Here is a 22,645-nt window from a genome sequence, read left to right as displayed (position 1 = left end):
CGCCCGGCAGGCTGCTAGGATACGCATCCCTTTTCCCGACGGCCATGCCTGACGGTCGAGCCCCGCCTGGCGGAGCTCCCGCAGCTGGCTCGTCCGTTCGATACAGAGCCCTGCATGTTTGGATCCGACGACAAGAAGTCTCCCCCCGCGGAGAAGAAAGGCCTGTTCGGCTGGTTCCGCAAGAAGACTGCCGAACCCGTAGCGACGCCGGCCGAAGCCCCGGCCGCCGCGCCCGAAGCCGAAGAGCGCTTGCCCGAGCCGCTGACCAGCGAACCGGTGCAGCATCCGGAGCCGGTACCCGAGCCTCCGGAGGCGATCCCCTCGCTGACCCCGGTCGCCGAAGAGGAGGCCCCGTCGCCGGTGGCCCTGACGGCGCTGGTCGAGCCGCTGGTGGCCGATCCCATCCTGCCGCCGGTCGAGGTCGAGCCGGTAGTTGTGCCCGAGACAGAGCCCGAGCCGGTATCGGCGCCGGTCGCGCCGCTGGCCCCGGTAGTTCCTGCGCCTGTCGTAGAGCCCGAGCCTGCTCCAGCCCCGGTCGTACCCGTCGCCCCGGTACGTCCTGAGCCTGAGGTGGTTGCGCCCGAACCCGAACCCGCTCCACCCGCCGTTGCCGCCGCTCCGGCCGAACCAACTAAACTGGGTTTCTTCGCTCGTCTGCGTCAGGGGCTGTCCAAGACCAGCGCCAGTCTCGGCGAAGGCATGGCCAGTCTGTTCCTCGGCAAGAAGGCCATCGACGATGACCTGCTCGAAGAGTTGGAGACCCGCCTGCTGACCGCCGACGTTGGCGTCGAGGCCACCGGCGTCATCATGCGCAACCTGACCCAGAAGGTGGCGCGCAAACAATTGGCCGACAGCGAGGCGCTCTATCAGGCCCTGCAGCAGGAGCTCACCGAGATGCTGCTGCCGGTGGAACAGCCGCTGGTGATCGACACCTCGCACAAGCCATACGTCATCCTGGTGGTCGGTGTGAACGGCGCCGGTAAGACCACCACCATCGGCAAGCTGGCCAAGCGCCTGCAGAACGACGGTAAGAAGGTCATGCTGGCCGCTGGCGACACCTTCCGCGCCGCCGCCGTGGAGCAGTTGCAGGTCTGGGGCGAGCGCAACCGCATCCCGGTGATCGCCCAGCACACCGGTGCCGACTCCGCCTCGGTGATCTTCGACGCGGTGCAAGCCGCCAAGGCCCGTGGCATCGATGTGCTGATCGCCGACACCGCCGGCCGGCTGCACACCAAGGACAACCTCATGGAAGAGCTGCGCAAGGTACGCCGGGTGATCGGCAAGCTGGACGAGGCGGCGCCCCACGAGACCCTGCTGGTGCTGGATGCCGGCACCGGCCAGAACGCCCTCAACCAGGCCAAGCAGTTCCACAATGCGGTGCCCCTGACCGGCCTGGCGTTGACCAAGCTCGACGGCACCGCCAAGGGTGGGGTGATCTTCGCCCTGGCCAAGCAGAGCGCCCTGCCGATCCGCTATGTCGGCGTCGGCGAAGGCATCGACGACCTGCGGCCCTTCGAGGCGCGGCCCTTCGTCCAGGCCCTGTTCGCGGAGCGGGGCGTCTCATGATCCAGTTCGACCGCGTCTCCAAGCGCTATCCCAACGGTCACGTCGGCCTGCAGGAACTGAGCTTCCGTGCCGAACGCGGCGAAATCCTCTTCGTCACCGGGCATTCCGGCGCCGGCAAGAGCACCCTGATGCGGCTGATCCTGGCCATGGAAAGGCCCACCGGCGGTAAGCTGACCCTGGCCGGCCAGGACATCTCGCGCATCACCAATGCGCAGATTCCCTTCCTGCGCCGGCAGATCGGCGTGGTCTTCCAGAACCACCAGCTGCTCTATGACCGCACTGTGTTCGACAACGTCGCCCTGCCGCTGCAGATCCTCGGCCTGTCCAAGCCCGAGATCGCCAAGCGGGTGGCTGCGGCCCTGGAGCGGGTCAGCCTCAAGGACAAGCTCGACGACTATCCGGCCGAACTCTCCACCGGCCAGCAGCAGCGGGTCGGCATCGCCCGCGCCGTGGTGCACCGGCCAGCCCTGCTGCTCGCCGACGAACCCACCGGCAACCTCGATCCACGCCTGGCCTCGGAGATCATGGGCGTCTTCGAGGACATCAACAGCCTCGGCACCACGGTGCTGATCGCCAGCCACGACCATGCCCTCATCGCCCGCCTGCACCATCGCATGCTGACTCTGCAGCGCGGCCGCCTGATCGGCGACGAAGAGGAGAGCCAGCCATGAGCGCCACCGAACTGCCCCGTGGCCAGGAACAGGGCGGCAAGCCCCAGCGTCCGCAGCGCCAGGCCCCGAAGAAACCCAAGAGCGACTGGCGCAGCCCGCTGCACGCCTACCTCGAAGCCCACCGTACCGGCCTGAGGGACAGCCTCAGGCGCATGGTGCAGCAGCCCATAGGCACCTTTCTCACCTGCCTGGTGATGGGCATCGCCCTGGCGCTGCCCATGGGTGTGTCCTTGCTGCTGAAGAACGTCGAGCGCCTGGGCGGCTCCTGGCAGCGCGCGGCGCAGATCTCGGTGTTCCTCGACCTGCGCACCGGCCAGGACCAGGCCGAGGTGCTGATGAGCCAGATCAAGGTCCTGCCCGATGTGGCCGAGGCGCGCTGGATCAGCCCGGACGATGCCCTGAAGGAATTGCAGCAGGACGCCGGCCTCGGCGAGGCGTTGCGCGAATTGCCGCAGAATCCGCTGCCCGGCGTCATCGCCGTGACGCCCAAGGAAATCGACAAGAGTCGCCTCGACATGCTGCGCAGCCAGCTGGCCGAGATGAACGGCGTGCAGCAGGTGCAGCTGGACATGCAGTGGGTCGAGCGCCTCACCGCCATCCTCAAGCTCGGCGAGCGCTTCGTCTTCGGCCTGACCGTGGTGCTGGTGATCGCCCTGCTGCTGGTGATCGGCAACACCATCCGCCTGGCCATCGAGAATCGCCGCACCGAGATCGAGGTGGTCAAGCTGGTGGGTGGCACCGACGGCTACGTGCGCCGGCCCTTCCTCTACATGGGCGCGCTGTTCGGCCTGGGCGCCGGCATCGCCGCCTGGGCGCTGCTGGTGTTCGGCCTCAACTGGCTCAACGGCGCGGTGCTGGATCTGGCCGGCCTCTACGGCAGCGATTTCGCCCTGGGCAGCGTCGCCATCGAAGACGGGCTGCAACTGCTGATCGGCGCCGTGCTGCTCGGCTACATCGGCGCCTGGCTGGCCGTTGCCCGTCACCTGCGCGAACTCGCGCCGCGCTGACCAACGACCGTTTCCGACACCTTTGGAAACGGTCTAACCCCCTGATGACACAAGCATTTCAAGGCGGTTTTCAGCTGGGGTTAAGGGAACCTGGACTAGTCTGGCGCTGTCCAAAAAATCAGTGTTAGACTGCCCAGTGCTTAGTGAATCGGAGGATTCGCATGACCACTTCGTTGCAACCTGTTCCTACATTGGTTCCTGGCGCCAGCCTGGAAGCCTATGTGCATTCGGTGAACAGCATTCCGCTGCTCACTCCGGAGCGGGAGCGTGAACTGGCCGAGCGCCTCTTCTACAAGGAAGACGTCGAGGCCGCCCGGCAGTTGGTGCTCGCGCATCTGCGCTTCGTGGTACATATCGCCAAGAGCTATTCCGGCTATGGTCTGGCCCAGGCCGACCTGATCCAGGAAGGCAACGTCGGCCTGATGAAGGCCGTGAAGCGCTTCAACCCCGAAATGGGCGTACGCCTGGTGTCCTTTGCCGTGCATTGGATCAAGGCGGAAATCCACGAATTCATCCTGCGCAACTGGCGCATCGTCAAGGTCGCCACCACCAAGGCGCAGCGCAAGCTGTTCTTCAACCTGCGCAGCCAGAAGAAGCGGCTGGCCTGGCTGAACAACGACGAGGTCCATCGCGTGGCCGAGACCCTGGGCGTGGAGCCTCGGGAGGTGCGCGAGATGGAGAGCCGCCTGACCGGTCAGGACATGGCCTTCGATCCGGCCAGCGATGCCGATGACGATGCCGCCTACCAGTCACCGGCCCAGTACCTGGAAGACAGCCGTTACGACCCGGCACGCCAGCTGGAAGAAGCCGATTGGACCGACAGCTCCACGGCCAATCTGCACGAGGCCCTGGAACGCCTGGACGATCGCAGTCGCGACATTCTCTACCAGCGCTGGCTGGCCGAGGAAAAGGCGACCCTGCACGAGCTGGCGGCCAAATACAACGTCTCGGCGGAGCGTATCCGTCAGCTGGAAAAGAACGCGATGAACAAGCTCAAGGGCAATATCGCCGCCTGATCCGCTCGTTGATTGAAAAACCGCACCTCGGGGTGCGGTTTTTTTATGTCTGCAAATCTTGTCGCCCAGCCAGTAGGCTGGCTTGGATCAGGCTCTGGCCATCGCGGCCATGGGCCGCTCCTACAAGTACCGGGAAGTCCGTAGGAGCGGCCCATGGCCGCGATAGAGCGTCTGTAGGCTGAAAACCGCGTGCGAAGTCGCCTTGCTACTGCCCGGTCATCCGCCGCAGGTAGTCGCTGCCGCCCAGCTGGCGCTCCTGCTGGCGGATCCAGGCGGCGCGTTCGGCGACATAGGCGCTCGGGCGGCTCGGGCTCCATTCGCGGGGATTGGGCAGCACGGCGGCCAGCAGGCTGGCCTGGCGATCGGACAGGTAGGGAGCACCTATGCCGAAATGGTGACGAGCCGCGGCCTCGGCGCCGAACACGCCGTCGTCCCATTCCACGCTGTTGAGATAGACCTCGAGGATGCGCTGCTTGGACCAGAAGGTTTCCAGCAGCACGGTGAACCAGGCCTCGAAGGCCTTGCGCAGGTAGCTGCGGCCGCTCCAGAGAAAGAGATTCTTGGCGGTCTGCTGGCTGATGGTGCTGGCGCCGCGCAGGGAGCCGCCGGCTTCGTTGTGGCTGAAGGCCTGGCGGATCGCCGCCATGTCGAAGCCCCAGTGCTCGGCGAAGTGCTGGTCTTCACCGGCGATCACCGCCATCTTGAGATCGTCCGGCAGCTCCTTCCAGGGTCGCCAGTCGCGCTGCAGGTCGATGGGTTTGCCGTCGATCCAGGACTCGACCTTGCGCTCCACCATCAGCATGCTGCCCGGCGGCGGCACCCAGCGCAGGATCAGCACCAGGGCGGCGCTGAGGACGGCGAACCAGAGGGCGATACGCAGGAGACGGCGGAGGAGGGTGAGCAGCATCGGCTTGGTCTTTGGCGGTTAGCGGGCCATTATAACCAGCGCTTCTCTTCCATCGCCCGGTAAAACCCATGTTGCGTCTCTTCCTGCTGTTCGCTGCCCTGGCCGGCTTCACCGGTGTCGGACTCGGCGCCTTCGCCGCCCATGGACTCAAGGGCCGGCTGACCGCCGACTACCTGGCCGTATTCCAGACCGGCGTGCTCTATCAGCTCATCCACGCCCTGGCGCTGCTCGGCGTCGCGCTCCTGTCGCTGCACTTCCAGGGACGCCTGGTGGCCTGGGCCGGTGGCTTCTTCATCGCCGGCATCCTGCTGTTTTCCGGCAGCCTCTATCTGCTGACGCTGACCGGCATCTCGCGGCTGGGCATCATCACTCCCTTCGGCGGACTGTGCTTTCTCGCCGGCTGGGCGTGCCTGGCCATCCTCGCCTGGCGCCTCGGCAGCCTCTGACCGAGCACTGGCCGTCGTTCCCGGTCTGGCGTCGCTGCAATGCACGCCCGACCGGCGTAGAATGCCGGCTCACCCCGTGACGATGCCTTTGCCATGCAGATTCTGTTGAACGGCGAATCCCTTGAATTGCCGGACGGCGCCACCGTCGCCGACCTGCTCGTGCGTCTCGACCTGACCGGGCGGCGAGTGGCGGTGGAACGCAACCTCGACATCGTGCCGCGCAGCCAGCACGCCACCACCGCCCTGGTGGACGGCGACCGGCTGGAAGTGGTCCACGCCATCGGCGGCGGCTAGCCGCGCAAGAGGAATCCAGATGAAAGACACTCCCTTTACCCTGGCCGGGCGCACCTATGCCTCGCGCCTGCTGGTCGGCACCGGCAAGTACCGCGATCTCGAAGAGACCCGCCTGGCCATCGAAGCCTCGGGCGCCGAGATCGTCACCGTGGCGGTGCGCCGCACCAACATCGGCCAGAATCCCGGCGAGCCCAATCTGCTCGACGTGATCTCGCCCGAGCGCTACACCATCCTGCCCAACACCGCCGGCTGCTATGACGCGGTGGAAGCGGTGCGCACCTGCCGCCTGGCGCGCGAGCTGCTCGACGGCCACAACCTGGTCAAGCTGGAAGTCCTGGCCGACCAGAAGACCCTGTTCCCCAATGTCATCGAGACGCTCAAGGCCGCCGAGACCCTGGTTGCCGACGGCTTCGACGTCATGGTCTATACCAGCGACGACCCCATCGTCGCGCGCCAGCTGGAGGCCATCGGCTGCATCGCCGTCATGCCGCTGGCCGGTCTGATCGGCTCGGGCCTGGGCATCTGCAATCCCTACAACCTGCGCATCATCCTCGAAGAGGCCAAGGTGCCGGTGCTGGTGGATGCCGGGGTGGGTACCGCCTCCGACGCCACCATCGCCATGGAGCTGGGTTGCGAAGCGGTGCTGATGAACAGCGCCATCGCCCATGCCCGCGAGCCGGTGCTGATGGCCGAAGCCATGAAGCACGCCATCGTCGCCGGTCGCCTGGCCTATCTGGCCGGGCGCATGCCGCGCAAGCTCTATGCGACCGCGTCCTCGCCGCTGGACGGCCTGGTCAACTAGACCTGGCGCCCTCCATCACGCGCCCGGCCTGTGCCGGGCGTCTCTTTTTCCCACTATCGATAACGCCATGACCGATCATCAAGACGACCAGACCCCCGACCGCCCCCGGCGCACCATCAAGAGCTTCGTGATGCGCGCCGGCCGCATGACCGAAGGCCAGCAACGCGGTCTCGACCAGGGGTGGCCGCGTTTCGGTCTGGAGCTGACCGACGGCCCCCAGGATTTCGACCAGGTATTCGGGCGCCAGGCGCCGCGTACCTTCGAGATCGGCTTCGGCATGGGCCATTCCACCCTGGAAATGGCTGCCGCCGCGCCGGAGCAGGATTTCATCGGCGTCGAGGTGCATCGTCCGGGCGTGGGTGCGTTGCTCAATGGCGCCATGACCCAGGAGCTGACCAATCTGCGGGTCTACAGCTGCGATGCCCTGGAGGTCCTGCGCCAGTGCGTGGCCGATGCCAGTCTGGACCGGGTACTGCTGTTCTTTCCCGATCCCTGGCACAAGAGCCGCCACCACAAGCGGCGGATCGTCCAGCCGGCCTTCGCCGAGCTGGTTCGGCAGAAGCTCAGGGTCGGCGGGGTGCTGCACATGGCTACCGATTGGCAGGCCTATGCCGAACACATGCTCGAGATCATGAACGCCGCCCCCGGTTACCATAACCTCGGCGACGCCTCGGGCTATGTACCGCGTCCCGAGGAAAGACCCATCACCAAGTTCGAACGCCGTGGCGAACGCCTGGGGCATGGCGTCTGGGATCTCAAGTTCGAACGCCAGAGCTGACCGTGTATCTCTGACGAATCGAGCTTGAGCTGGTGAGGGACAATTGGCATGATGGCCAATTGCCCTGCTGTGATGGCGGTTGCATTCGAATTCACAGAGACACCTGGATGTCAGCCTTCCTCAAGAATGCCAACCGGCTCCGCGCCGCCCTTCGTGCAGAGCGGATCCGATGACGGACCTGGTACGCCCCGACTCGCCAGCGGCCGAGTTGCACGCCGTACGGCGCTGGCTCGAAGTCGAACGCAGCGCCCGGCAGCGTACCGAACGCTCGCTGCACCTCATCGCCTCGGCCTTCGCCCTCTGTCGCGACGCCATGGCCGTGCTGACCGAGAGCGGTCAGATCATCGAAGCCAATGATGCCCTGCGCGCCCTGATGCTCAGTGCGGAGCGCAGTGTCAGCGGTCAGTACCTGTCCCACTACATCAAGTTGCCCGAGACGGCCATCCGCACGTTCGAGCGCGACGGCTATGCCCTGTGCGAAGCCCAGTTCCACGTCTCCGCCAAGCGCGTCACGCCGGTGGAGATCAGCCTGAGTCGCTTTGCCGGCGAGGCGGATCGCGAAGGCTATGTGGTCGCCAGCCTGAGGGACATCACCGAGCGCAAGCGCGCCGAGCAGGCCCTGGAGCGCATGGCCCTGAGCGATGCCCTGACCCAGCTGCCCAACCGGACCTCCTTCTACCAGGATTTCGAGACGCGCCTGCAGAACCTGGAGGAGACCGGCAACCTCGCGGTGCTGTTCATCGATGTCGACGGCTTCAAGGAGGTCAACGACTCCCTGGGCCACGCTGCCGGTGACGAGCTGCTCTGTGCCCTGGTGCGGGAGTTGCGCCAGGTGCTGGGGGCCGATGAGGTGCTGGCACGCTGGGGCGGCGATGAATTCGTCGCCCTGCTGGACGTGAACGATCGCGAGCAGGCCCGCCAGGTGGCCGAGCAACTGGTGCAGGCGGTGGGTCGGCAGCAGTGCATCGCCGGCCACGATATCCGCGTATCGGCCAGCATCGGCCTGAGTCTGGCCCCCGAAGAAGGGCTGGATGTGGAAACCCTGCTGCGCAATGCCGATGCCGCCATGTACGCAGCCAAGGCGGCCGGCAAGAGCCGGGTGCGCTGCTACGATCCGCAGTTGACCAGCGAGGCGCGCAGCAAGGTGACCCTGTTGGCTCATCTGCATGGCGCCATCGAGGCGGAGCTCATCACCTTCGTGCTGCAGCCCAAGTTCGATGCCCGTCAGCGCATGATCAGCGCCGAGTTGCTGGCGCGCTGGAATTGCCCGGGCGTCGGGGCCGTGCCGCCCAATGTCTTCGTCGCCCTGGCCGAGCAGAACGGCATGGCCTCGGCCCTCGGGCGCCTGGCCATCCGCCGCGCGGCCGGTTGCGCCCGCGCCCTGCAGGACGCCGGCCTGCAGATCCCGGTGGCGGTCAACATCTCGCCGCTGCAGGTGGCTGATGATGAACTGGCCGAGGTCCTGGCGGCGGCCTGCGCCGAATTCGGTATCGCGCCCAGGGCACTGGAGCTGGAGGTGACCGAGTCGGTCTTCCTGCAGAAGGGCACGCCGGAGCGGCGCCTGGCCGCCTTGCGCGAGCAGGGCTTTCGGGTGGCGATGGATGACTTCGGCACCGGCTATTCGTCGCTGGGCTATCTGCACCGCTTGCCCTTCGACACCATCAAGATCGACCGCAGCTTTCTGCTGGCGGTGGACGCCGATGACAGATCCCGGCAACTGCTGGCCGGCATCGTCAGCCTGTGCCGCGCGCTGGACATGCAGATCGTCGCCGAGGGGGTGGAAACCCAGGCCCAGTTCGAGTTGCTCAAGGACCTGGGCGTGGACACCTTCCAGGGCTTCCTGCTGGGGCGTCCGCAATCACTGGAGTGCCTGCTGGACAGTATCCGCGTCTGCCAGCGGGGCCAGCCCTAGCCGCGCCGCTCGGCCAGCACGCCCAGCAGGCAGACGCCGATCAGCAGCACCGGGGCCAGGGCATAGTTGTTGAACTGCGCCAGACCCTTGACCACCCAGGGGGTCAGGAAGGTCATGGCGGCGCCGTAGATCGCCAGGCACGCCAGGGCGAAGGCCGGGACGCGGATGGCGGTCGGCAGGCTGCCCAGGCGCGCCTGGATGAAGCCATTGACCTGGCTGCCGAACAGCACCAGCAGGGTGGCGGTGACCGCCAGGGCCACCTCGTCCAGGTGGCTGCGGCTCCAGCGGGAGAGGTCGGCGATATGGTCGAGCACGAAGTCCAAGGCAGAGCTCCTCGTCAGTCAGGCAGAAAGGATTGCAAGAGGTCGTTCAGGAACAGCTGGCCGCGAGCGGTGGGGCGCAGGCGCTGTGCATCCTCGGCCAGCAGGCCGGCCTGGCGCGCCGCGGTCAGCGCGGGTGCCAGACTGTCCAGCGACTGGCCGGTGCGCTGCGGATACCAGGCGGCCGGTACCCCGTCCACCAGGCGCAGGGCGTTCATCATGAAATCGAAGGGCAGGTCGGCCGGCTCCAATTGTTTTGCGCCGGCCTGGAAGGCCTTGGCCGGGTCCAGATAGTCCTTGGGTAGACGGGTCTTCCAGGTGCGCAGCAGGGTGCCGTCCGGGGCGCTCAGCTTGGCATGGGCGCCGGCGCCGATGCCCAGGAAGTCGCCAAAGCCCCAGTAGTTGAGATTGTGCCGCGCCTGGCGCCCGGGCTGGGCATAGGCGGAGGTCTCGTACTGCTGGTAGCCGGCGGCCGCCAGGCGCGCCTGGCCGGCTTCCTGGATATCCCAAAGGGTGTCGTCCTCGGGCAGCTCCGGCGGCTGGCTCCAGAACACCGTGTTGGGCTCCATGGTCAGCTGGTACCAGGACAGGTGCGTGGGCGCCAGGGCGATGGCCTGTTCGAGGTCGCCGAGGGCATCGGCGACGCTCTGCTCGGGCAGGCCGTGCATCAGGTCCAAGTTGAAATTGTCGAAGCCGGCGGCGCGCGCCCGGTCGGCGGCGCGGATGGCTTCATCGCGGCCGTGGATGCGCCCCAGAGCCTTGAGCTTGGCGTCCTGGAAGCTCTGGATACCAATGGACAGCCGATTGATGCCCAGGCCGCGATAGGCGACGAACTTGGCCTGCTCGAAGGTGCCGGGATTGGCCTCCAGGGTGATCTCGATGTCCGGCGCGAGGCTCAGCCGGCGGGCCACGCCGTCCAGCAGGCGGCCCAGGGCCTCGGCGGAAAACAGACTGGGTGTGCCGCCGCCAAAGAAGATCGAGGTCAGCGGCCGGTCATGGACGTGGATCAGGTCCTGGTCCAGATCCGCCAGCAGGGCGTCGACGTACTCCGTTTCCGGTAGCGTCGGGCCAGCGGCATGGGAGTTGAAGTCGCAATAGGGGCACTTGCGCACGCACCAGGGGATATGGACGTAGAGCGCCAGTGGCGGCAAGGCGAAGGTGTCGGTCACAGCTGGAGCCGTTGCTTGAGCTGGGCCATGGCGCGGGCGCGATGGCTGCGCTGGTTCTTTTCCGCCGGCGCCAATTCGGCCGCGGAGACCGTTTCGCCGTCGGGCTGGAACAGCGGATCATAGCCGAAGCCATGCTCGCCCTGAGCAGCATGCAGGATGCGCCCGGGCCAGAGGCCTTCGCAGAGGATCGGCAGCGGATCGTCGGCGTGGCGCACCAGGGCGAGCACGCAGACGAACTGGGCGGTGCGCTCGGCGTCGGGTACGTCACGCAGGGTGTCGAGCAGCTTGGCGTTGTTGGCGGCATCGCCCTTACCGTCGGCGTAGCGGGCGGAATAGATGCCGGGAGCACCGCCGAGGGCATCCACCGCCAGGCCCGAATCGTCGGCCAGGGCCGGCAGACCGGACAGCCGCGCCGCGTTGCGCGCCTTGAGGATGGCGTTCTCGACAAAGGACAGCCCGGTTTCCTCGGGTTCCACCTGGCTGAATTCGCCCACCGAGCGCACCCGCACCCGGTCGCCGAGCATGGCCTGGAGTTCCTTGAGCTTGCCGGCGTTGTGGCTGGCGAGAACCAGTTCGGTTAGGTCGGACATGAGGGGCACCGTGTCGCATTGGGAAGGGCGGCGTATTGTACGCGAAGCCAGGCCCGGGCTGGCCGCGCCGCCCAGGCCTTACGTCATATGGCGACGCGCAGGTCGTGCAGATGCGGCGCGCTGACCCGATAGATGCCGATCTCGCCGAGCAGGTTGGGCCACAACTTGCTGGCCCAGCCGTGGCGGTGCAGGCGATCCACGGCAAGACGATCCAGTACCTGGGCGCGCTGTTCGCGGCAGAGGCGCTCGAAGTCCTCGAAGGTGCAGAAGTGGATGTTCGGCGTGTTGTACCAGGTGTAGGGCAGGAAGTCCGAGACCGGCATCCGCCCCTTGCCGCCCAGGTACAGCCGGCAGCGCCAGTGACCGAAGTTGGGAAAGGTGATGATGCACTGGCGACCGACCCTGAGCATCTCCTGGAGGATGCGGTCCGGGTACTGCATGGCCTGCAGCGACTGGGTCATGACCACCACGTCGAAGCTGTCACTGGCGAAGTTGGCCAGGCCGCCGTCGAGATCCTGCTCGATGACGTTGACGTCCTTGAGCAGGCATTCGGCGATCTTGTCAGGGTCGATCTCCAGGCCGTAGCCGGTGACCTGCTTGTGATCGCGCAGCCAGGCGAGCAGTTCGCCGGTGCCGCAACCGAGGTCGAGGACCCGGCTGCCGGCGGGGATCCATTCCTGAATGATGTCCAGATCGGCGCGCACGGCAGCTATACCTCGATGCGGGTCATGTAGTGGGAGAAGGCCTGCAGATAGCGCGGGATGGGAATGAGGAAGGCGTCATGGCCCTGGGGCGCGTCGACCTCCAGGTAGCTGACGTCCTTGCGCGCGGCCATCAGGGCGTTGACGATCTCCTTGGAACGCGCCGGCGAGAAGCGCCAGTCGGTGGTGAAGGAGACGATCAGGAAGCGCGCCTGCACCCCGGCCAGGGTCTTGGCCAGGTCGCCGCCGTGGGCATGGGCCGGATCGAAGTAGTCCAGCGCCTTGGTCATCAGCAGGTAGGTGTTGGCGTCGAAACGGCCGGAGAATTCCTCACCCTGATAGCGCAGGTAGCTCTCGACCTGGAATTCGACGCTGTGGAAGTCGTAGTTGAGCTGGTCGGTCTTGAGTTCGCGACCGAATTTTTCGCCCATGGCCTCGTCGGACAGGTAGGTGATGTGGCCGACCATGCGCGCCAGCATCAGGCCGCGCTTGGGGATCACACCCTTTTCCTGGAAGTGTCCGGCGTGGAAGTCCGGATCCGAGAGGATGGCCTGGCGCGCTACCTCGTTGAAGGCGATGTTTTCCGCCGACAGCTTGGGCGCCGAGGCGATGGCCAGGCAGTGGCGGATGCGCTCGGGATAGCTGATGGTCCACTGCAACGCCTGCATGCCGCCCAGGCTGCCGCCGATCACCGCCGCCCACTGCCCGATACCCAGGCGATCGGCCAGGCGTGCCTGGCTGTTGACCCAGTCTTCCACGGTCAGCACCGGGAAGTCGGCGCCATAGGCCCGACCGGTCTCGGGGTTCGGACTGCTGGGGCCGGTGGAGCCGTTGCAGCCGCCCAGATTGTTGAGGGCGACCACGAAGAACTTGCGGGTGTCGATGGGCTTGCCGGGGCCGATGCAGCTGTCCCACCAGCCGGGCTTGCGGTCGTCCAGGCTGTGATAGCCGGCCGCGTGGTGATGGCCGGAGAGCGCGTGGCAGATCAGCACGGCGTTGCTGCGACTGGCGTTGAGTTCGCCATAGGTCTCGACCATCAGGTCATAGGCCGGCAGGGTGCGACCACAGGCCAGGGCCAGCGGCTCGCTGAAATGCAGCAGCTCGGGGGTGACCAGGCCGACGGAATCTTCGGGAATGACGCTGGGCATTGACGGCTCGTCCGGGGCGGGGCTCGCCAGTCTAAAGAGCACCGCCGGGAGCGGCAAGGGCAGGCGTGGCGCGGCGGTCAAGGGCCGCGTCACGGTAGCGGATGACGCTAGCCGACCCGCGCCAGCGGCAGCGCGACCACGTTGTCGTGGCGCTGGGAGGGCGCCGGCCGGCTGATCTGCTTGAGCATGTCGCTGACCTCGCTGAGCTGCCCGTGCAGGACGTCCTCGTGCACCTGTAGCCGGCGCACCTGCTCCTGGCTGTTGAGGTTCTGCTGGGTGAGCTGCTTGAGTGCCAGCATGCTGGTTTCCAGCAGCTGCTTCTGCTCGCGGGTGTGCTGCACCAGCGGGGTCAGGGCGCCGTCGTTCCAGCGCAGCACCTGGGCATGGGCGCCTTCCTGCAGCGCCTGGACCTCCTGGGCCACGGTGGCGAAGAAGCGGCGGGCCAGGGCGCTCTGCTCGGTGAGCAGGGTCTTGACCTGGCGCTGCACCTCCTCGGTCTTGAGTTGCAGCTGGCGCAGCTCGCGGACATAGGGGCGGATGCGCAGTCGCGGCGCTTCCAGGGGATGCAGCGGATTCTCGACATTGTGCCGCTGGTAGACCGCGCCGAGCACCTTGTTGGCCCGGTCCGCCTCGTTGTCCAGGGCCAGCAGGTCATGCTCGACCACGCGAAAGAAACGGGCGATGGACTGGTTGATGCCGACGGTGGTCAGGCTGCTGCGGAATTCCCGGCGGGCGGTGTCCAGATGGGCGTCCAGGCGCTCCGACGCGACCAGGTCGGTCAGCAGCTTGCGCTGCCCGGCCAGCATGTTCTGGGTGGTGCGCAGGTCCAGCAGGCGACGGTGATACTGGTCGTATTCCTGGCGCGTGCGAGCGGTCTGCAATTCCAGGCCGGCACCGGGCAATTCCTCGTCGGCCAGTTGCGCGTACTGGGCGCGAATGGCTTCCAGGCGCTGCTCGATGAGGGTACGGCTGGCGCCCAGCAGACCACTGGCCTGCTGCACGATGCGCTGCTGCAACAGACGCTCGCGGGCGCCGACGATGCGTTCGGCGAGCAGCTGTTCGAGGCTGTCGAGCTGGCTGCGCGCGAGCAATTCCAGATCGCCGCGGACCTTGCCCAGCAGCGCCTGCTTGGCCGACAGCGGCAGGATGTGCTCGGCCGGCAGCGCTAGTTGCCGGGCGCTGGCCTGGCGGACGTTTTCCAGGGACTGGGCGACATGGGCGACCCCGCCGAGGTCGTCCCAGAGGCTGTCGATCTTGTTCATCACCGCGAACAGCCGCTCCGGGGCATCGCCCAGGGAGGGCTTGACGCACTGCTCCCAGAGCGCGAGATCCGAGGCGGTCACGCCGGTGTCGGCACCGATCAGAAAGAGTACGGCCTGGGCGTGGGGCAGCAGCGACAGGGTCAGTTCCGGCTCGGCGCCCAGGGCGTTGAGACCGGGGGTGTCGAGGATGCGCAGGCCCTGGCGCAGCAGCGGATGGTCGATGCTGATCAGCGCGTGGCGCCAGGCCGGGATGCTGACCAGGCCGTCGCTGTCGAGTTGTTCCAGCTGCTCGGGATCGAAGCCCAGCTGCACGGCGGCGGCGGTTTCCACCTCGCGGGTCTCGGTGACCTTGGCCAGCAGGGCGGCCATAGCGTCCGGGTGGCGGTCGTCCAGGGCGAAGCGCTGCCAGGCCTCGGGCGTCTTGCGCCAGGCGGCCAGGCTGCGTTCGTCCAGGCGGCTATCGATGGGCAGCAGCTGCAGATAGGGACCGTCGGCCCCGGCGTCATGGAAGATCTCGGTGGGGCACATGGTGGTGCGCCCGGCCTGGGACGGCAGCATGCGCTGGCCGTAGTCGGCGAAGAAGAGGGCGTTGATCAGCTCGGTCTTGCCGCGGGAGAACTCGCCGGCGAAGGCCAGGGTGATGCCGTCGGCCTGCAATTCGCTCTGGCAGCTGGCCAGGGCGGCGTCCAGTGCCGGGGAGGCCAGACGATTACGCTGCAACCAGTCGCGGTAGCGGCCCAATTGGGTGTCGAGTTCGGCTTTCCACGTGGCATAGGCATCGACGTGGCGGAACAGGCGTTCCATAGGGGACTTCCTTGACCTGGACAGCAAAGGCTGGACGGTGCCCCAGCGTCCAGAGGACGTCAATGCCGCCTCCGCCACGACGCGGCAGGCGGTCGTGGCGGGTGCGCGAGTGGTGCGTCAGAGGAAGGGGGCGAGAATCTGCGGCATGCCGGTGGCGGCGGCCAGCTGGCCGATGACGAAGCGATCCAGCAGATTGATCACGATGAAGGCGAAGATCGGCGACAGATCCAGGCCACCCAGATTCGGCAGGATGCGGCGGAAGGGGGCCAGCAGCGGCTCGCAGATCTGATTGACCAGCTCGGCGGCGGGGTTGTGGGTCTGGGGCGCGACCCAGGAGAGGATGACGCTGACGATCAGGGCGAAGAAGAACACCTTGAGGAACAGCGAAGCCACGCCCAGCAGGGCCCAGATCAGCAAGGCGGGGAACAGACCGCCGATGCTGGCGCCGAGCAGCACCACCACGACCATCATCAGCGCCAGCTGGACCAGGATCGCCAGCACCAGGGCCGCCAGGTCGACGCCGCCGAAGCCGGGAATGATGCGTCGCACCGGTTTGAGCAGCGGCTGGGTGGCGCGCACGGTGAATTGCGACAGCGGATTGTAGAAGTCGGCCCGCACCAGCTGCAGGATGAAGCGTAGCAGGATGATCAGCAGATAGAGACTGCCGAGGGTCTGGATGACGTAGACGAGGGCTTGCGCGAAAGCGGACATGGATACTCCTTATCGATCCGGCAACTGGGCCAGTTCCGCAGCCCGGTCGGCCGCGGCGGTGAGGGCTTCTTCCACCAGGTCCGCGAAGGCCCCGGCTTGGAAGGTTTCGATGGCGCGTTCGGTGGTGCCCTTGGGGGACATCACCGAACGACGCAATTGTTCGGGGCTGCGGTCGCCCTGACAGGCCATGGCGGCGGCGCCGCGGGCGGTGTGCAGGGTCAGCTGTTCGGCTACCGCGGCCGGCAGGCCGAGCTTGGTGCCGGCCTGGGTCATGGCTTCCATCAGCAGGAAGAAATAAGCCGGGCCACTGCCGGAGACGGCGGTGACCGCGTCCAGCTGCTGTTCTTCCCCGACCCAGAGGGCCAGGCCCACCGCGGCGAGGATCTCCTGGGCGCGGGCGCGCTGTTCGGCGGTGACCTGGTCGTTGGCGAACAGGCCGCTGGCACCCAGGCGCAGCTGCGAAGGCACGTTGGGCATGCAGCGCACCAGCGCGCGCTGGCCCAGCCAGCGTGTCAGGCTGGCGCAGGTGATGCCGGCGGCGACCGAGACGATCAGCTGGTCCGGGCGCAGGTGGGGAGCCAACTCCTGGCAGACCTCGCCCATCACCTGGGGCTTGACCCCCAGGACCACCACGTCGGCGTCGGCGAGCACGGCGCTGTTACTGGCCTCGACGCGGATGCCGTGCTCCCGGGCCAGCGCCTCGCGCTTGGTCGGGTTGCGATTGCTGGCGCTGAGCTGCCGGGCCGGCACGCCCTGGGCGAGCAGGCCGCCGATGATGGCGCCGGCCATGTTGCCGGCGCCGATGAAGGCGATGCGGGTGTCGTTCATCGAGACTTCCTAGGTTGAAGAGGCGACGCCGTAGTCGCGGGCGCCGAAGAGGGCGGTACCGACGCGGACCCAGGTGGCGCCCTCGGCGATGGCGGCTTCCAGATCCTGGCTCATGCCCATGGACAGGGTGTCCAGGCCCAGGTTCAGCGTCTCGCTCATGGTGCGCAGCCGGGCAAAGGCCGCGCGCTGGCTGGCCGGGTCGTCGGTGGGTTCGGGAATGGCCATCAGGCCACGCAGGCGCAGGTTGGGCAACTGGCTCACCGCGGTGGCCAACGCTGGGAGTTCGTCGGGGTGGCAGCCGGACTTGCTGGCTTCGCCACTGACGTTGACCTGCAGGCAGATGTTCAGCGGCCCGCGCTCGGGCGGGCGCTGTTCGGCCAGGCGCTGGGCGATCTTCAAGCGGTCCACCGAGTGCACCCAGTCGAAATGGCTGGCGATGGCGCGGGTTTTGTTGGACTGGATGGGACCGATGAAATGCCACACCAGTGGCAGGTCGGCCAGCGCCGGCTGCTTGTCCAGCGCCTCCTGCAGGTAGTTCTCGCCAAAGTCGCGCAGGCCGGCGGCGGCGGCCTCGCGCAAGGCGGCGGCGGGCTTGGTCTTGCTCACCGCCAGGAGGCCGACAGTCGCGGGATCGCGGCCTGCCGTCCGGCTGGCGGCGGCGATGCGTTCGAGTACGGTTGCGCTATTCTCGGCTATCGTGGACATTCAGCCCCTGCTTGCGTCGGCGCATCCGGCAGGCCTCGGCGTACCGGATGAGTGAGTGGCGGTGACCAGGTCAGACCGCCAGTGCTGCGCGGCATTCTACCTGCTTGCTCGACATCTGGGAGTCCCATGGATATCACCGAATTGCTGGCCTTTTCCGCGCGGCAAGGCGCCTCCGACCTGCACCTGTCCGCCGGCCTGCCGCCGATGATCCGCGTCGACGGCGACGTGCGCCGCATCAACCTGCCGGCCTTCGAGCACAAGCAGGTGCACGCGCTGATCTACGACATCATGAACGACAAGCAGCGCAAGGACTTCGAGGAATTCCTGGAGACCGACTTCTCCTTCGAGGTGCCGGGCGTGGCGCGCTTCCGGGTCAACGCCTTCAACCAGAATCGCGGCGCCGGCGCGGTGTTCCGGACCATTCCGTCCAAGGTGCTGAGCATGGAAGAGCTGGGCATGGGCGAGGTGTTCAAGAAGATCACCGACGTCCCGCGCGGCCTGGTGCTGGTGACCGGGCCGACCGGTTCGGGCAAGTCCACCACCCTCGCGGCCATGCTCGACTACCTCAACAACACCAAGTACCACCACATCCTCACCATCGAGGATCCCATCGAATTCGTCCACGAATCCAAGAAGTGCCTGGTCAACCAGCGTGAGGTGCACCGCGACACCCTGGGCTTTTCCGAGGCCCTGCGCTCGGCGCTGCGCGAGGACCCGGACATCATCCTGGTCGGCGAGCTGCGCGACCTGGAGACCATCCGCCTGGCGCTGACCGCGGCCGAGACCGGGCACCTGGTGTTCGGCACCCTGCACACCACCTCGGCGGCCAAGACCATCGATCGGGTGGTGGACGTCTTTCCGGCGGAAGAGAAGTCCATGGTGCGTTCCATGCTGTCCGAATCCCTGCAGGCGGTGGTCTCCCAGACCCTGCTCAAGAAGGTCGGTGGCGGCCGGGTGGCGGCCCACGAAATCATGATCGGTACCCCGGCCATCCGTAACCTGATCCGCGAGGACAAGGTGGCGCAGATGTATTCCTCGATCCAGACCGGTGGCGGCCTGGGCATGCAGACCCTGGACATGTGCCTCAAGGCGCTGCTGGCCAAGGGGCTGATCAGCCGCGACGCGGCCCGCGAGAAGGCCAAGACGCCGGAGAACTTCTGATGGATTTCGACAGGTTCCTGCAGCTGATGGTGGACAAGGGGGCGTCCGACCTCTTCATCACCACCGGCGTGCCCCCTTCGATGAAGATCAACGGGCGCATGACGCCGGTCACCAAGGATTCGCTCACGCCGGATCAGTGCCGAGCCATCGTGCTGGGGGTGATGAACGACGAGCAGCGGCAGGAATTCCAGCAGAAGCGCGAGTGCAACTTCGCCATCAGCGCCCGCGGCATCGGTCGCTTCCGGGTCAGCGCCTTCTACCAGCGCAACCTGGTGGGCATGGTGCTGCGCCGCATCGAGGTCAACATTCCCACGGTCGAGCAGCTGCGCCTGCCGGAGATCATCAAGAAGCTGGCCATGACCAAGCGCGGGCTGGTGATCTTCGTCGGCGCCACCGGCACCGGCAAGTCCACCTCGCTGGCGGCCATGATCGGCCATCGCAACAGGAACTCGGCGGGGCACATCATCTCCATCGAGGATCCCATCGAGTACATCCACCAGCACCAGGGGTGCATCGTCACCCAGCGCGAGGTGGGCATCGACACCGAATCCTTCGAGGTGGCCCTGAAGAACACCCTGCGCCAGGCGCCGGACGTCATCATGATCGGCGAGATCCGCAGCCGGGACACCATGGAGCACGCCCTGGCCTTCGCCGAGACCGGTCACCTGTGCCTGGCCACCCTGCACGCCAACAACGCCAACCAGGCGCTGGATCGCATCATCCATTTCTTCCCGGCCGATCGGCACAGCCAGACCTGGATGGACCTGTCGCTCAATCTCAAGGGCATCGTCGCCCAGCAACTGGTGCCCACCACCGATGGCCAGGGCCGTCGTGCCGTGATCGAGGTGCTGCTCAACACCCCGCTGGCCGCCGACCTGATCCGCAAGGGCGAGGTGCACGAACTCAAGGCGCTGATGAAGAAGTCCGGCGAACTGGGCATGCAGACCTTCGACCAGTCGCTCTATGGTCTCTATCGCGACGGCGAGATCAGCTACGAAGCGGCCTTGGCCCACGCCGATTCCGCCAACGACCTGCGGCTGATGATCAAGCTGGGGTCGGAAACGGACGCCGATCACCTCAATCAGCTCACCCGCAACCTCTCGGTGGACATGGGCGACGATCCGCCCAAGCGCTTCCGCTAGCCTTCGTCTTCGTTCTCGGCGGCCAGGGTCCTGGCCTCGCGCAGAGCGGCGACCAGCGCCTGGCGTGCCTGCTCCTGCTGCTCGGCGTCCGGGGTGCGCAGGATGTAAGAGGGGTGATAGGTGGCAATGATCCAGCGCTCGTCCAGCCGTAGTGGTCGGCCCATGAATTGCGCCAGGCCCCGTGGCTTGCGTTTGAGCAAGGCTTCCAGGGCGGTCGAGCCCAGGGCCACCACCACGGTCGGCTGGATGTCGCGCAGTTCCTGCTCCAGCCAGTAGCGGCAGGGCGCGATCTCCGGTCCCGGGGTGACGTGCTTGCGCCGCCTGCCCTGGGGAATCCATTTGAAGTGCTTGACCGCATTGGTCAGGAACACCTCGCTGCGCGCGAGGCCGGCCTCGGCCAGCGCCGCCATCAGCACCTGCCCGGCCGGGCCGACGAAGGGGCGACCCGCCAGGTCTTCCTGATCGCCGGGCTGCTCGCCCAAGAGCAGGATGCGGGCGGTGCGCGGGCCTTCGCCGGCCACCGGCTGGGTAGCCTTTTCCCACAACTCGCAGCGGCGGCACTCGTCGAGGGTGGTGGGCAGCGGGCGTTCCGGCTGGGCGCGCTCGGCGGCGATCAGCACCTCGCGACCGCCCTGGCGGCCCACGGCTTCGGCCTGGGCCAGGCGCTGGGCGCCGGCCCGTGCCTCGCTGAGCAGCGCCGGGATCAGCGGCCCTTCCGGTAGATCCTTCCAGAAGCGCGCCGGCATGTTGCCGCGCAAGGTGCGCGGATTGGCCCGCGCCGGATTGAAGGTGCTGCGGTAGTAGGCGCGCCAGAGTTCGTCGCCGGCGTTGCGGTCATCGTCTTCCGGCGTCTGCCGCGCCAGTTGCTGCAGCTCGGCGGGGCAGGGCTCCACCAGTTGCAGCGCCTGGCCATCCCATAGCGCGGCGGCCTCGGGGGTCGCGATCAGCCAGCTGCTGTTGCCCATGCGGTCGCAGAAATGCGGCGCCGCCAGGGCCAGGACGTCGTGGGCCGGCTGGTGCCAGGCCACCCAGGCCGGCGGCCCCGCGCTCTCCGCACGCGGTCGAAAGCGCAGGAAGGCATGCACATGGTGGATCTCGCGGCGAATCGCCTTGACCCGGCGCTGCAATTCGCTGCCGTCTTCGTCACCGGCCAGCATCGCCGCACGCTCGCCCCGGGCGACCCGCCAGAGCACCTGGTAGAGCAGCGCCCAGCGATCGTCGCTGCGAAAGCAGGCGGCATAGGTCAGGGCTTCGGCCAGTTGCGGCGGGATGCGTATGGCGCCACTGGGCGGCGGCGCCGTGGCCTCGGCCGGTTCGTCGAACAGATCGCCCAGGCCGCGACTTTCCTGCCAGCTCACCTGGGCCGGGGCGATACCCGCCTGGAGCAACCGGCGCGCCTCCTTGCGCCAGCCGGCGAAGGTGCCGTCGAAGTCGACTCTCTGCATCTAGAGCAGGGCGAGCTGGGCGGGCGGTTCGGCGAGTTGCCGGCGCAGGTCGAGGGATTCCGCCAGGCGCGGCTGCGGTCGGTAGTCCTGGGTGATGATGAAGGGCCGTGCCTTCTCGACGCTGCATTTCAGGCGGATCAGGTCGGCGTAGCGGATGCGCCGCTCGCGCCTGAGCTCCACCAGCCGCTTGGCCGAGAGCACACCGATGCCGGGCACCCGGGCGATGAGTGCCTGGTCGGCGCGGTTGAGATCCAGCGGAAAAATGGCACGATTGTGCAGCGCCCAGGCCAGCTTGGGATCCACGTCCAGCGGCAACTGGCCATCTTCGGTGGGCAGCTCTTCCGCCTGGAAGCCATAGCCGCGCATGAGGAAGTCGGCCTGGTACAGCCGGTGCTCCCGCAGCAGCGGCGGCGGTTGCAGCGGCACCGTACCCGGGCTTTCCGGGATGGGGCTGAAGGCCGAATAGTAGACGCGCTTGAGGCGATAGGCGCCATACAGGGTCTGGGCGGTATCGAGGATGGTGCGGTCGTCGGTGGCATCGGCACCCACGATCATCTGGGTGCTCTGGCCAGCTGGCGCGAAACGCGGCGCCTTGGCTTCGGCCTCGGCTTCCTCCAGCCCCAGGCGAATGTTGCCCATGGTCTTGCGGATGCTGCTGCCGTTCTTTTCCGGCGCCAGCTTGATCAGGCTGCTCTCGGTGGGCAGTTCGATGTTCACCGACAGGCGATCGGCATAGAGACCGGCCTGGGCGATGATCTCGGGATCGGCGTCGGGAATGGTCTTGAGGTGGATATAGCCGCGGAACTGGTGCTGTTCGCGCAGCAGCTGGGCCACCCGGGTCATCTGCTCCATGGTGTAGTTGGAGGAGCGGATGATGCCGGAGCTGAGAAACAGCCCGCTGATGACGTTGCGCCGGTAGAAGTCGAGGGTCAGCTGCACCACTTCCTCGGGCGTGAAGCGCGCCCGCGGCACATTGCTGCTGCGGCGATTGACGCAGTACTGGCAGTCGTACTGGCAGAAATTGGTCAGCAGCACCTTGAGCAGCGCCACGCAGCGCCCATCCGGGGTGAAGCTGTGGCAGATGCCCATGCCATCGGTCGAGCCCAGGCCGTCCTTGCCCTTCGAGCTGCGTTTGGGCGCACCACTGCTGGCGCAGGATACGTCGTACTTGGCGGCATCGGCGAGAATGATCAGCTTGTCGGCGAGCTCCATCGAGATCTCCTGGACTGTGATTGCATACAGTATCCAGGAAGCGGAGCG

23 protein-coding genes are annotated in these 22,645 nt (G+C 67.0%); 11 read left to right on the top strand and 12 right to left on the bottom strand.

Annotation, left to right across the window (positions count from 1 at the left end):
- Positions 1-114: 114 nt before the first annotated feature.
- From ftsY to rpoH, 4 genes are all read left to right on the top strand, one after another.
- Entirely contained in the window at positions 115-1,566 is a 1,452-nt protein-coding gene (ftsY, locus tag FEZ61_RS20510; RefSeq protein ID WP_160924097.1) for a signal recognition particle-docking protein FtsY, read from the top strand.
- Positions 1,563-2,237 (top strand): cell division ATP-binding protein FtsE, encoded by a 675-nt coding sequence (gene ftsE, locus FEZ61_RS20505; protein WP_007161647.1) that lies wholly within the window; start codon positions 1,563-1,565, stop codon positions 2,235-2,237. Before ftsY ends, ftsE begins: the two co-directional genes overlap by 4 nt.
- A complete protein-coding gene (gene ftsX, locus FEZ61_RS20500) occupies positions 2,234-3,244 on the top strand; it encodes a permease-like cell division protein FtsX (RefSeq protein ID WP_017641003.1) in 1,011 nt (336 codons plus the stop codon). The genes ftsE and ftsX overlap by 4 nt, the downstream gene beginning before the upstream one ends.
- Before the next feature lie 161 nt (positions 3,245-3,405).
- The gene (rpoH, locus tag FEZ61_RS20495) at positions 3,406-4,260 is read left to right on the top strand and encodes an RNA polymerase sigma factor RpoH (protein WP_026083834.1); all 855 of its coding nucleotides are present in this window, start codon (positions 3,406-3,408) and stop codon (positions 4,258-4,260) included.
- Positions 4,261-4,465: 205 nt separating this feature from the next.
- Here the strand turns inward: rpoH and mtgA are convergent, their stop codons facing one another.
- Positions 4,466-5,167 carry a monofunctional biosynthetic peptidoglycan transglycosylase gene (gene mtgA / locus FEZ61_RS20490; RefSeq protein ID WP_173150257.1) on the bottom strand — a complete coding sequence of 234 codons (702 nt, stop codon included), beginning with the start codon at positions 5,165-5,167 and terminating at the stop codon, positions 4,466-4,468.
- 68 nt (positions 5,168-5,235) lie between these two features.
- On the opposite strand from mtgA, the gene FEZ61_RS20485 reads away from it, so the two are divergent.
- From FEZ61_RS20485 to FEZ61_RS20465, 5 genes are all read left to right on the top strand, one after another.
- Positions 5,236-5,613: a DUF423 domain-containing protein gene (locus FEZ61_RS20485; protein ID WP_017641000.1), complete on the top strand. Its 378-nt coding sequence runs from the start codon at positions 5,236-5,238 to the stop codon at positions 5,611-5,613.
- 93 nt (positions 5,614-5,706) lie between these two features.
- Positions 5,707-5,907 carry a sulfur carrier protein ThiS gene (thiS, locus tag FEZ61_RS20480; protein WP_017640999.1) on the top strand — a complete coding sequence of 67 codons (201 nt, stop codon included), beginning with the start codon at positions 5,707-5,709 and terminating at the stop codon, positions 5,905-5,907.
- A gap of 19 nt (positions 5,908-5,926) precedes the next feature.
- Complete coding sequence (locus FEZ61_RS20475) at positions 5,927-6,709, top strand: thiazole synthase (RefSeq protein ID WP_173150255.1); 783 nt, start codon at positions 5,927-5,929, stop codon at positions 6,707-6,709.
- Positions 6,710-6,776: 67 nt separating this feature from the next.
- The gene (gene trmB, locus FEZ61_RS20470) at positions 6,777-7,487 is read left to right on the top strand and encodes a tRNA (guanosine(46)-N7)-methyltransferase TrmB (protein WP_064309249.1); all 711 of its coding nucleotides are present in this window, start codon (positions 6,777-6,779) and stop codon (positions 7,485-7,487) included.
- 169 nt (positions 7,488-7,656) lie between these two features.
- Positions 7,657-9,399 (top strand): EAL domain-containing protein, encoded by a 1,743-nt coding sequence (locus FEZ61_RS20465; RefSeq protein ID WP_173150253.1) that lies wholly within the window; start codon positions 7,657-7,659, stop codon positions 9,397-9,399.
- Here the strand turns inward: FEZ61_RS20465 and FEZ61_RS20460 are convergent.
- The 9 genes from FEZ61_RS20460 to FEZ61_RS20420 form a co-directional block, all read right to left on the bottom strand.
- Positions 9,396-9,722, bottom strand: coding sequence for a DUF3392 family protein (locus FEZ61_RS20460; RefSeq protein ID WP_017640995.1), 327 nt, complete (start codon positions 9,720-9,722; stop codon positions 9,396-9,398). The two genes, FEZ61_RS20465 and FEZ61_RS20460, sit on opposite strands and share 4 nt — an antisense overlap.
- A gap of 14 nt (positions 9,723-9,736) precedes the next feature.
- Positions 9,737-10,888: a radical SAM family heme chaperone HemW gene (gene hemW, locus FEZ61_RS20455; protein ID WP_173150251.1), complete on the bottom strand. Its 1,152-nt coding sequence runs from the start codon at positions 10,886-10,888 to the stop codon at positions 9,737-9,739.
- A complete protein-coding gene (gene rdgB, locus FEZ61_RS20450) occupies positions 10,885-11,478 on the bottom strand; it encodes an RdgB/HAM1 family non-canonical purine NTP pyrophosphatase (RefSeq protein WP_173150249.1) in 594 nt (197 codons plus the stop codon). Before rdgB ends, hemW begins: the two co-directional genes overlap by 4 nt.
- A gap of 83 nt (positions 11,479-11,561) precedes the next feature.
- Positions 11,562-12,182 carry a methionine biosynthesis protein MetW gene (gene metW, locus FEZ61_RS20445; RefSeq protein WP_017640992.1) on the bottom strand — a complete coding sequence of 207 codons (621 nt, stop codon included), beginning with the start codon at positions 12,180-12,182 and terminating at the stop codon, positions 11,562-11,564.
- A gap of 5 nt (positions 12,183-12,187) precedes the next feature.
- Positions 12,188-13,327 carry a homoserine O-acetyltransferase gene (locus tag FEZ61_RS20440; RefSeq protein WP_064309246.1) on the bottom strand — a complete coding sequence of 380 codons (1,140 nt, stop codon included), beginning with the start codon at positions 13,325-13,327 and terminating at the stop codon, positions 12,188-12,190.
- 107 nt (positions 13,328-13,434) lie between these two features.
- Positions 13,435-15,393, bottom strand: coding sequence for a dynamin family protein (locus FEZ61_RS20435; RefSeq protein WP_173150247.1), 1,959 nt, complete (start codon positions 15,391-15,393; stop codon positions 13,435-13,437).
- Between the two features lie 117 nt (positions 15,394-15,510).
- Complete coding sequence (locus FEZ61_RS20430; RefSeq protein WP_064309244.1) at positions 15,511-16,104, bottom strand: YggT family protein; 594 nt, start codon at positions 16,102-16,104, stop codon at positions 15,511-15,513.
- A 9-nt stretch (positions 16,105-16,113) separates the two neighbouring features.
- On the bottom strand, positions 16,114-16,932 hold the full coding sequence (proC, locus tag FEZ61_RS20425) for a pyrroline-5-carboxylate reductase (protein WP_173150245.1): 819 nt from the start codon (positions 16,930-16,932) through the stop codon (positions 16,114-16,116).
- Between the two features lie 9 nt (positions 16,933-16,941).
- Positions 16,942-17,637, bottom strand: coding sequence for a YggS family pyridoxal phosphate-dependent enzyme (locus FEZ61_RS20420; protein WP_173150244.1), 696 nt, complete (start codon positions 17,635-17,637; stop codon positions 16,942-16,944).
- Between the two features lie 126 nt (positions 17,638-17,763).
- Here FEZ61_RS20420 and pilT point away from each other — a divergent pair, with 126 nt between their 5' ends.
- Together pilT and FEZ61_RS20410 are read left to right on the top strand one after the other, a co-directional pair.
- A complete protein-coding gene (gene pilT, locus FEZ61_RS20415) occupies positions 17,764-18,798 on the top strand; it encodes a type IV pilus twitching motility protein PilT (protein WP_007161666.1) in 1,035 nt (344 codons plus the stop codon).
- Positions 18,798-19,940 (top strand): PilT/PilU family type 4a pilus ATPase, encoded by a 1,143-nt coding sequence (locus FEZ61_RS20410; protein WP_017640986.1) that lies wholly within the window; start codon positions 18,798-18,800, stop codon positions 19,938-19,940. The genes pilT and FEZ61_RS20410 overlap by 1 nt, the downstream gene beginning before the upstream one ends.
- On the opposite strand, the gene FEZ61_RS20405 is transcribed toward FEZ61_RS20410, so the two are convergent.
- Positions 19,937-21,385 (bottom strand): UdgX family uracil-DNA binding protein, encoded by a 1,449-nt coding sequence (locus tag FEZ61_RS20405; RefSeq protein WP_064309242.1) that lies wholly within the window; start codon positions 21,383-21,385, stop codon positions 19,937-19,939. The genes FEZ61_RS20410 and FEZ61_RS20405 overlap by 4 nt on opposite strands.
- A complete protein-coding gene (locus tag FEZ61_RS20400; protein WP_017640984.1) occupies positions 21,386-22,597 on the bottom strand; it encodes a putative DNA modification/repair radical SAM protein in 1,212 nt (403 codons plus the stop codon).
- Between the last annotated feature and the right edge of the window lie 48 nt (positions 22,598-22,645).

The organism is Pseudomonas sp. MS15a(2019), from assembly GCF_013277805.1.
Taxonomy (GTDB): Bacteria; Pseudomonadota; Gammaproteobacteria; order Pseudomonadales; family Pseudomonadaceae; genus Chryseomonas; species Chryseomonas benzopyrenica.
The sequence above is the reverse complement of the archived record's forward strand: the minus strand, read 5'-3'. Positions and strand labels throughout refer to the sequence as shown.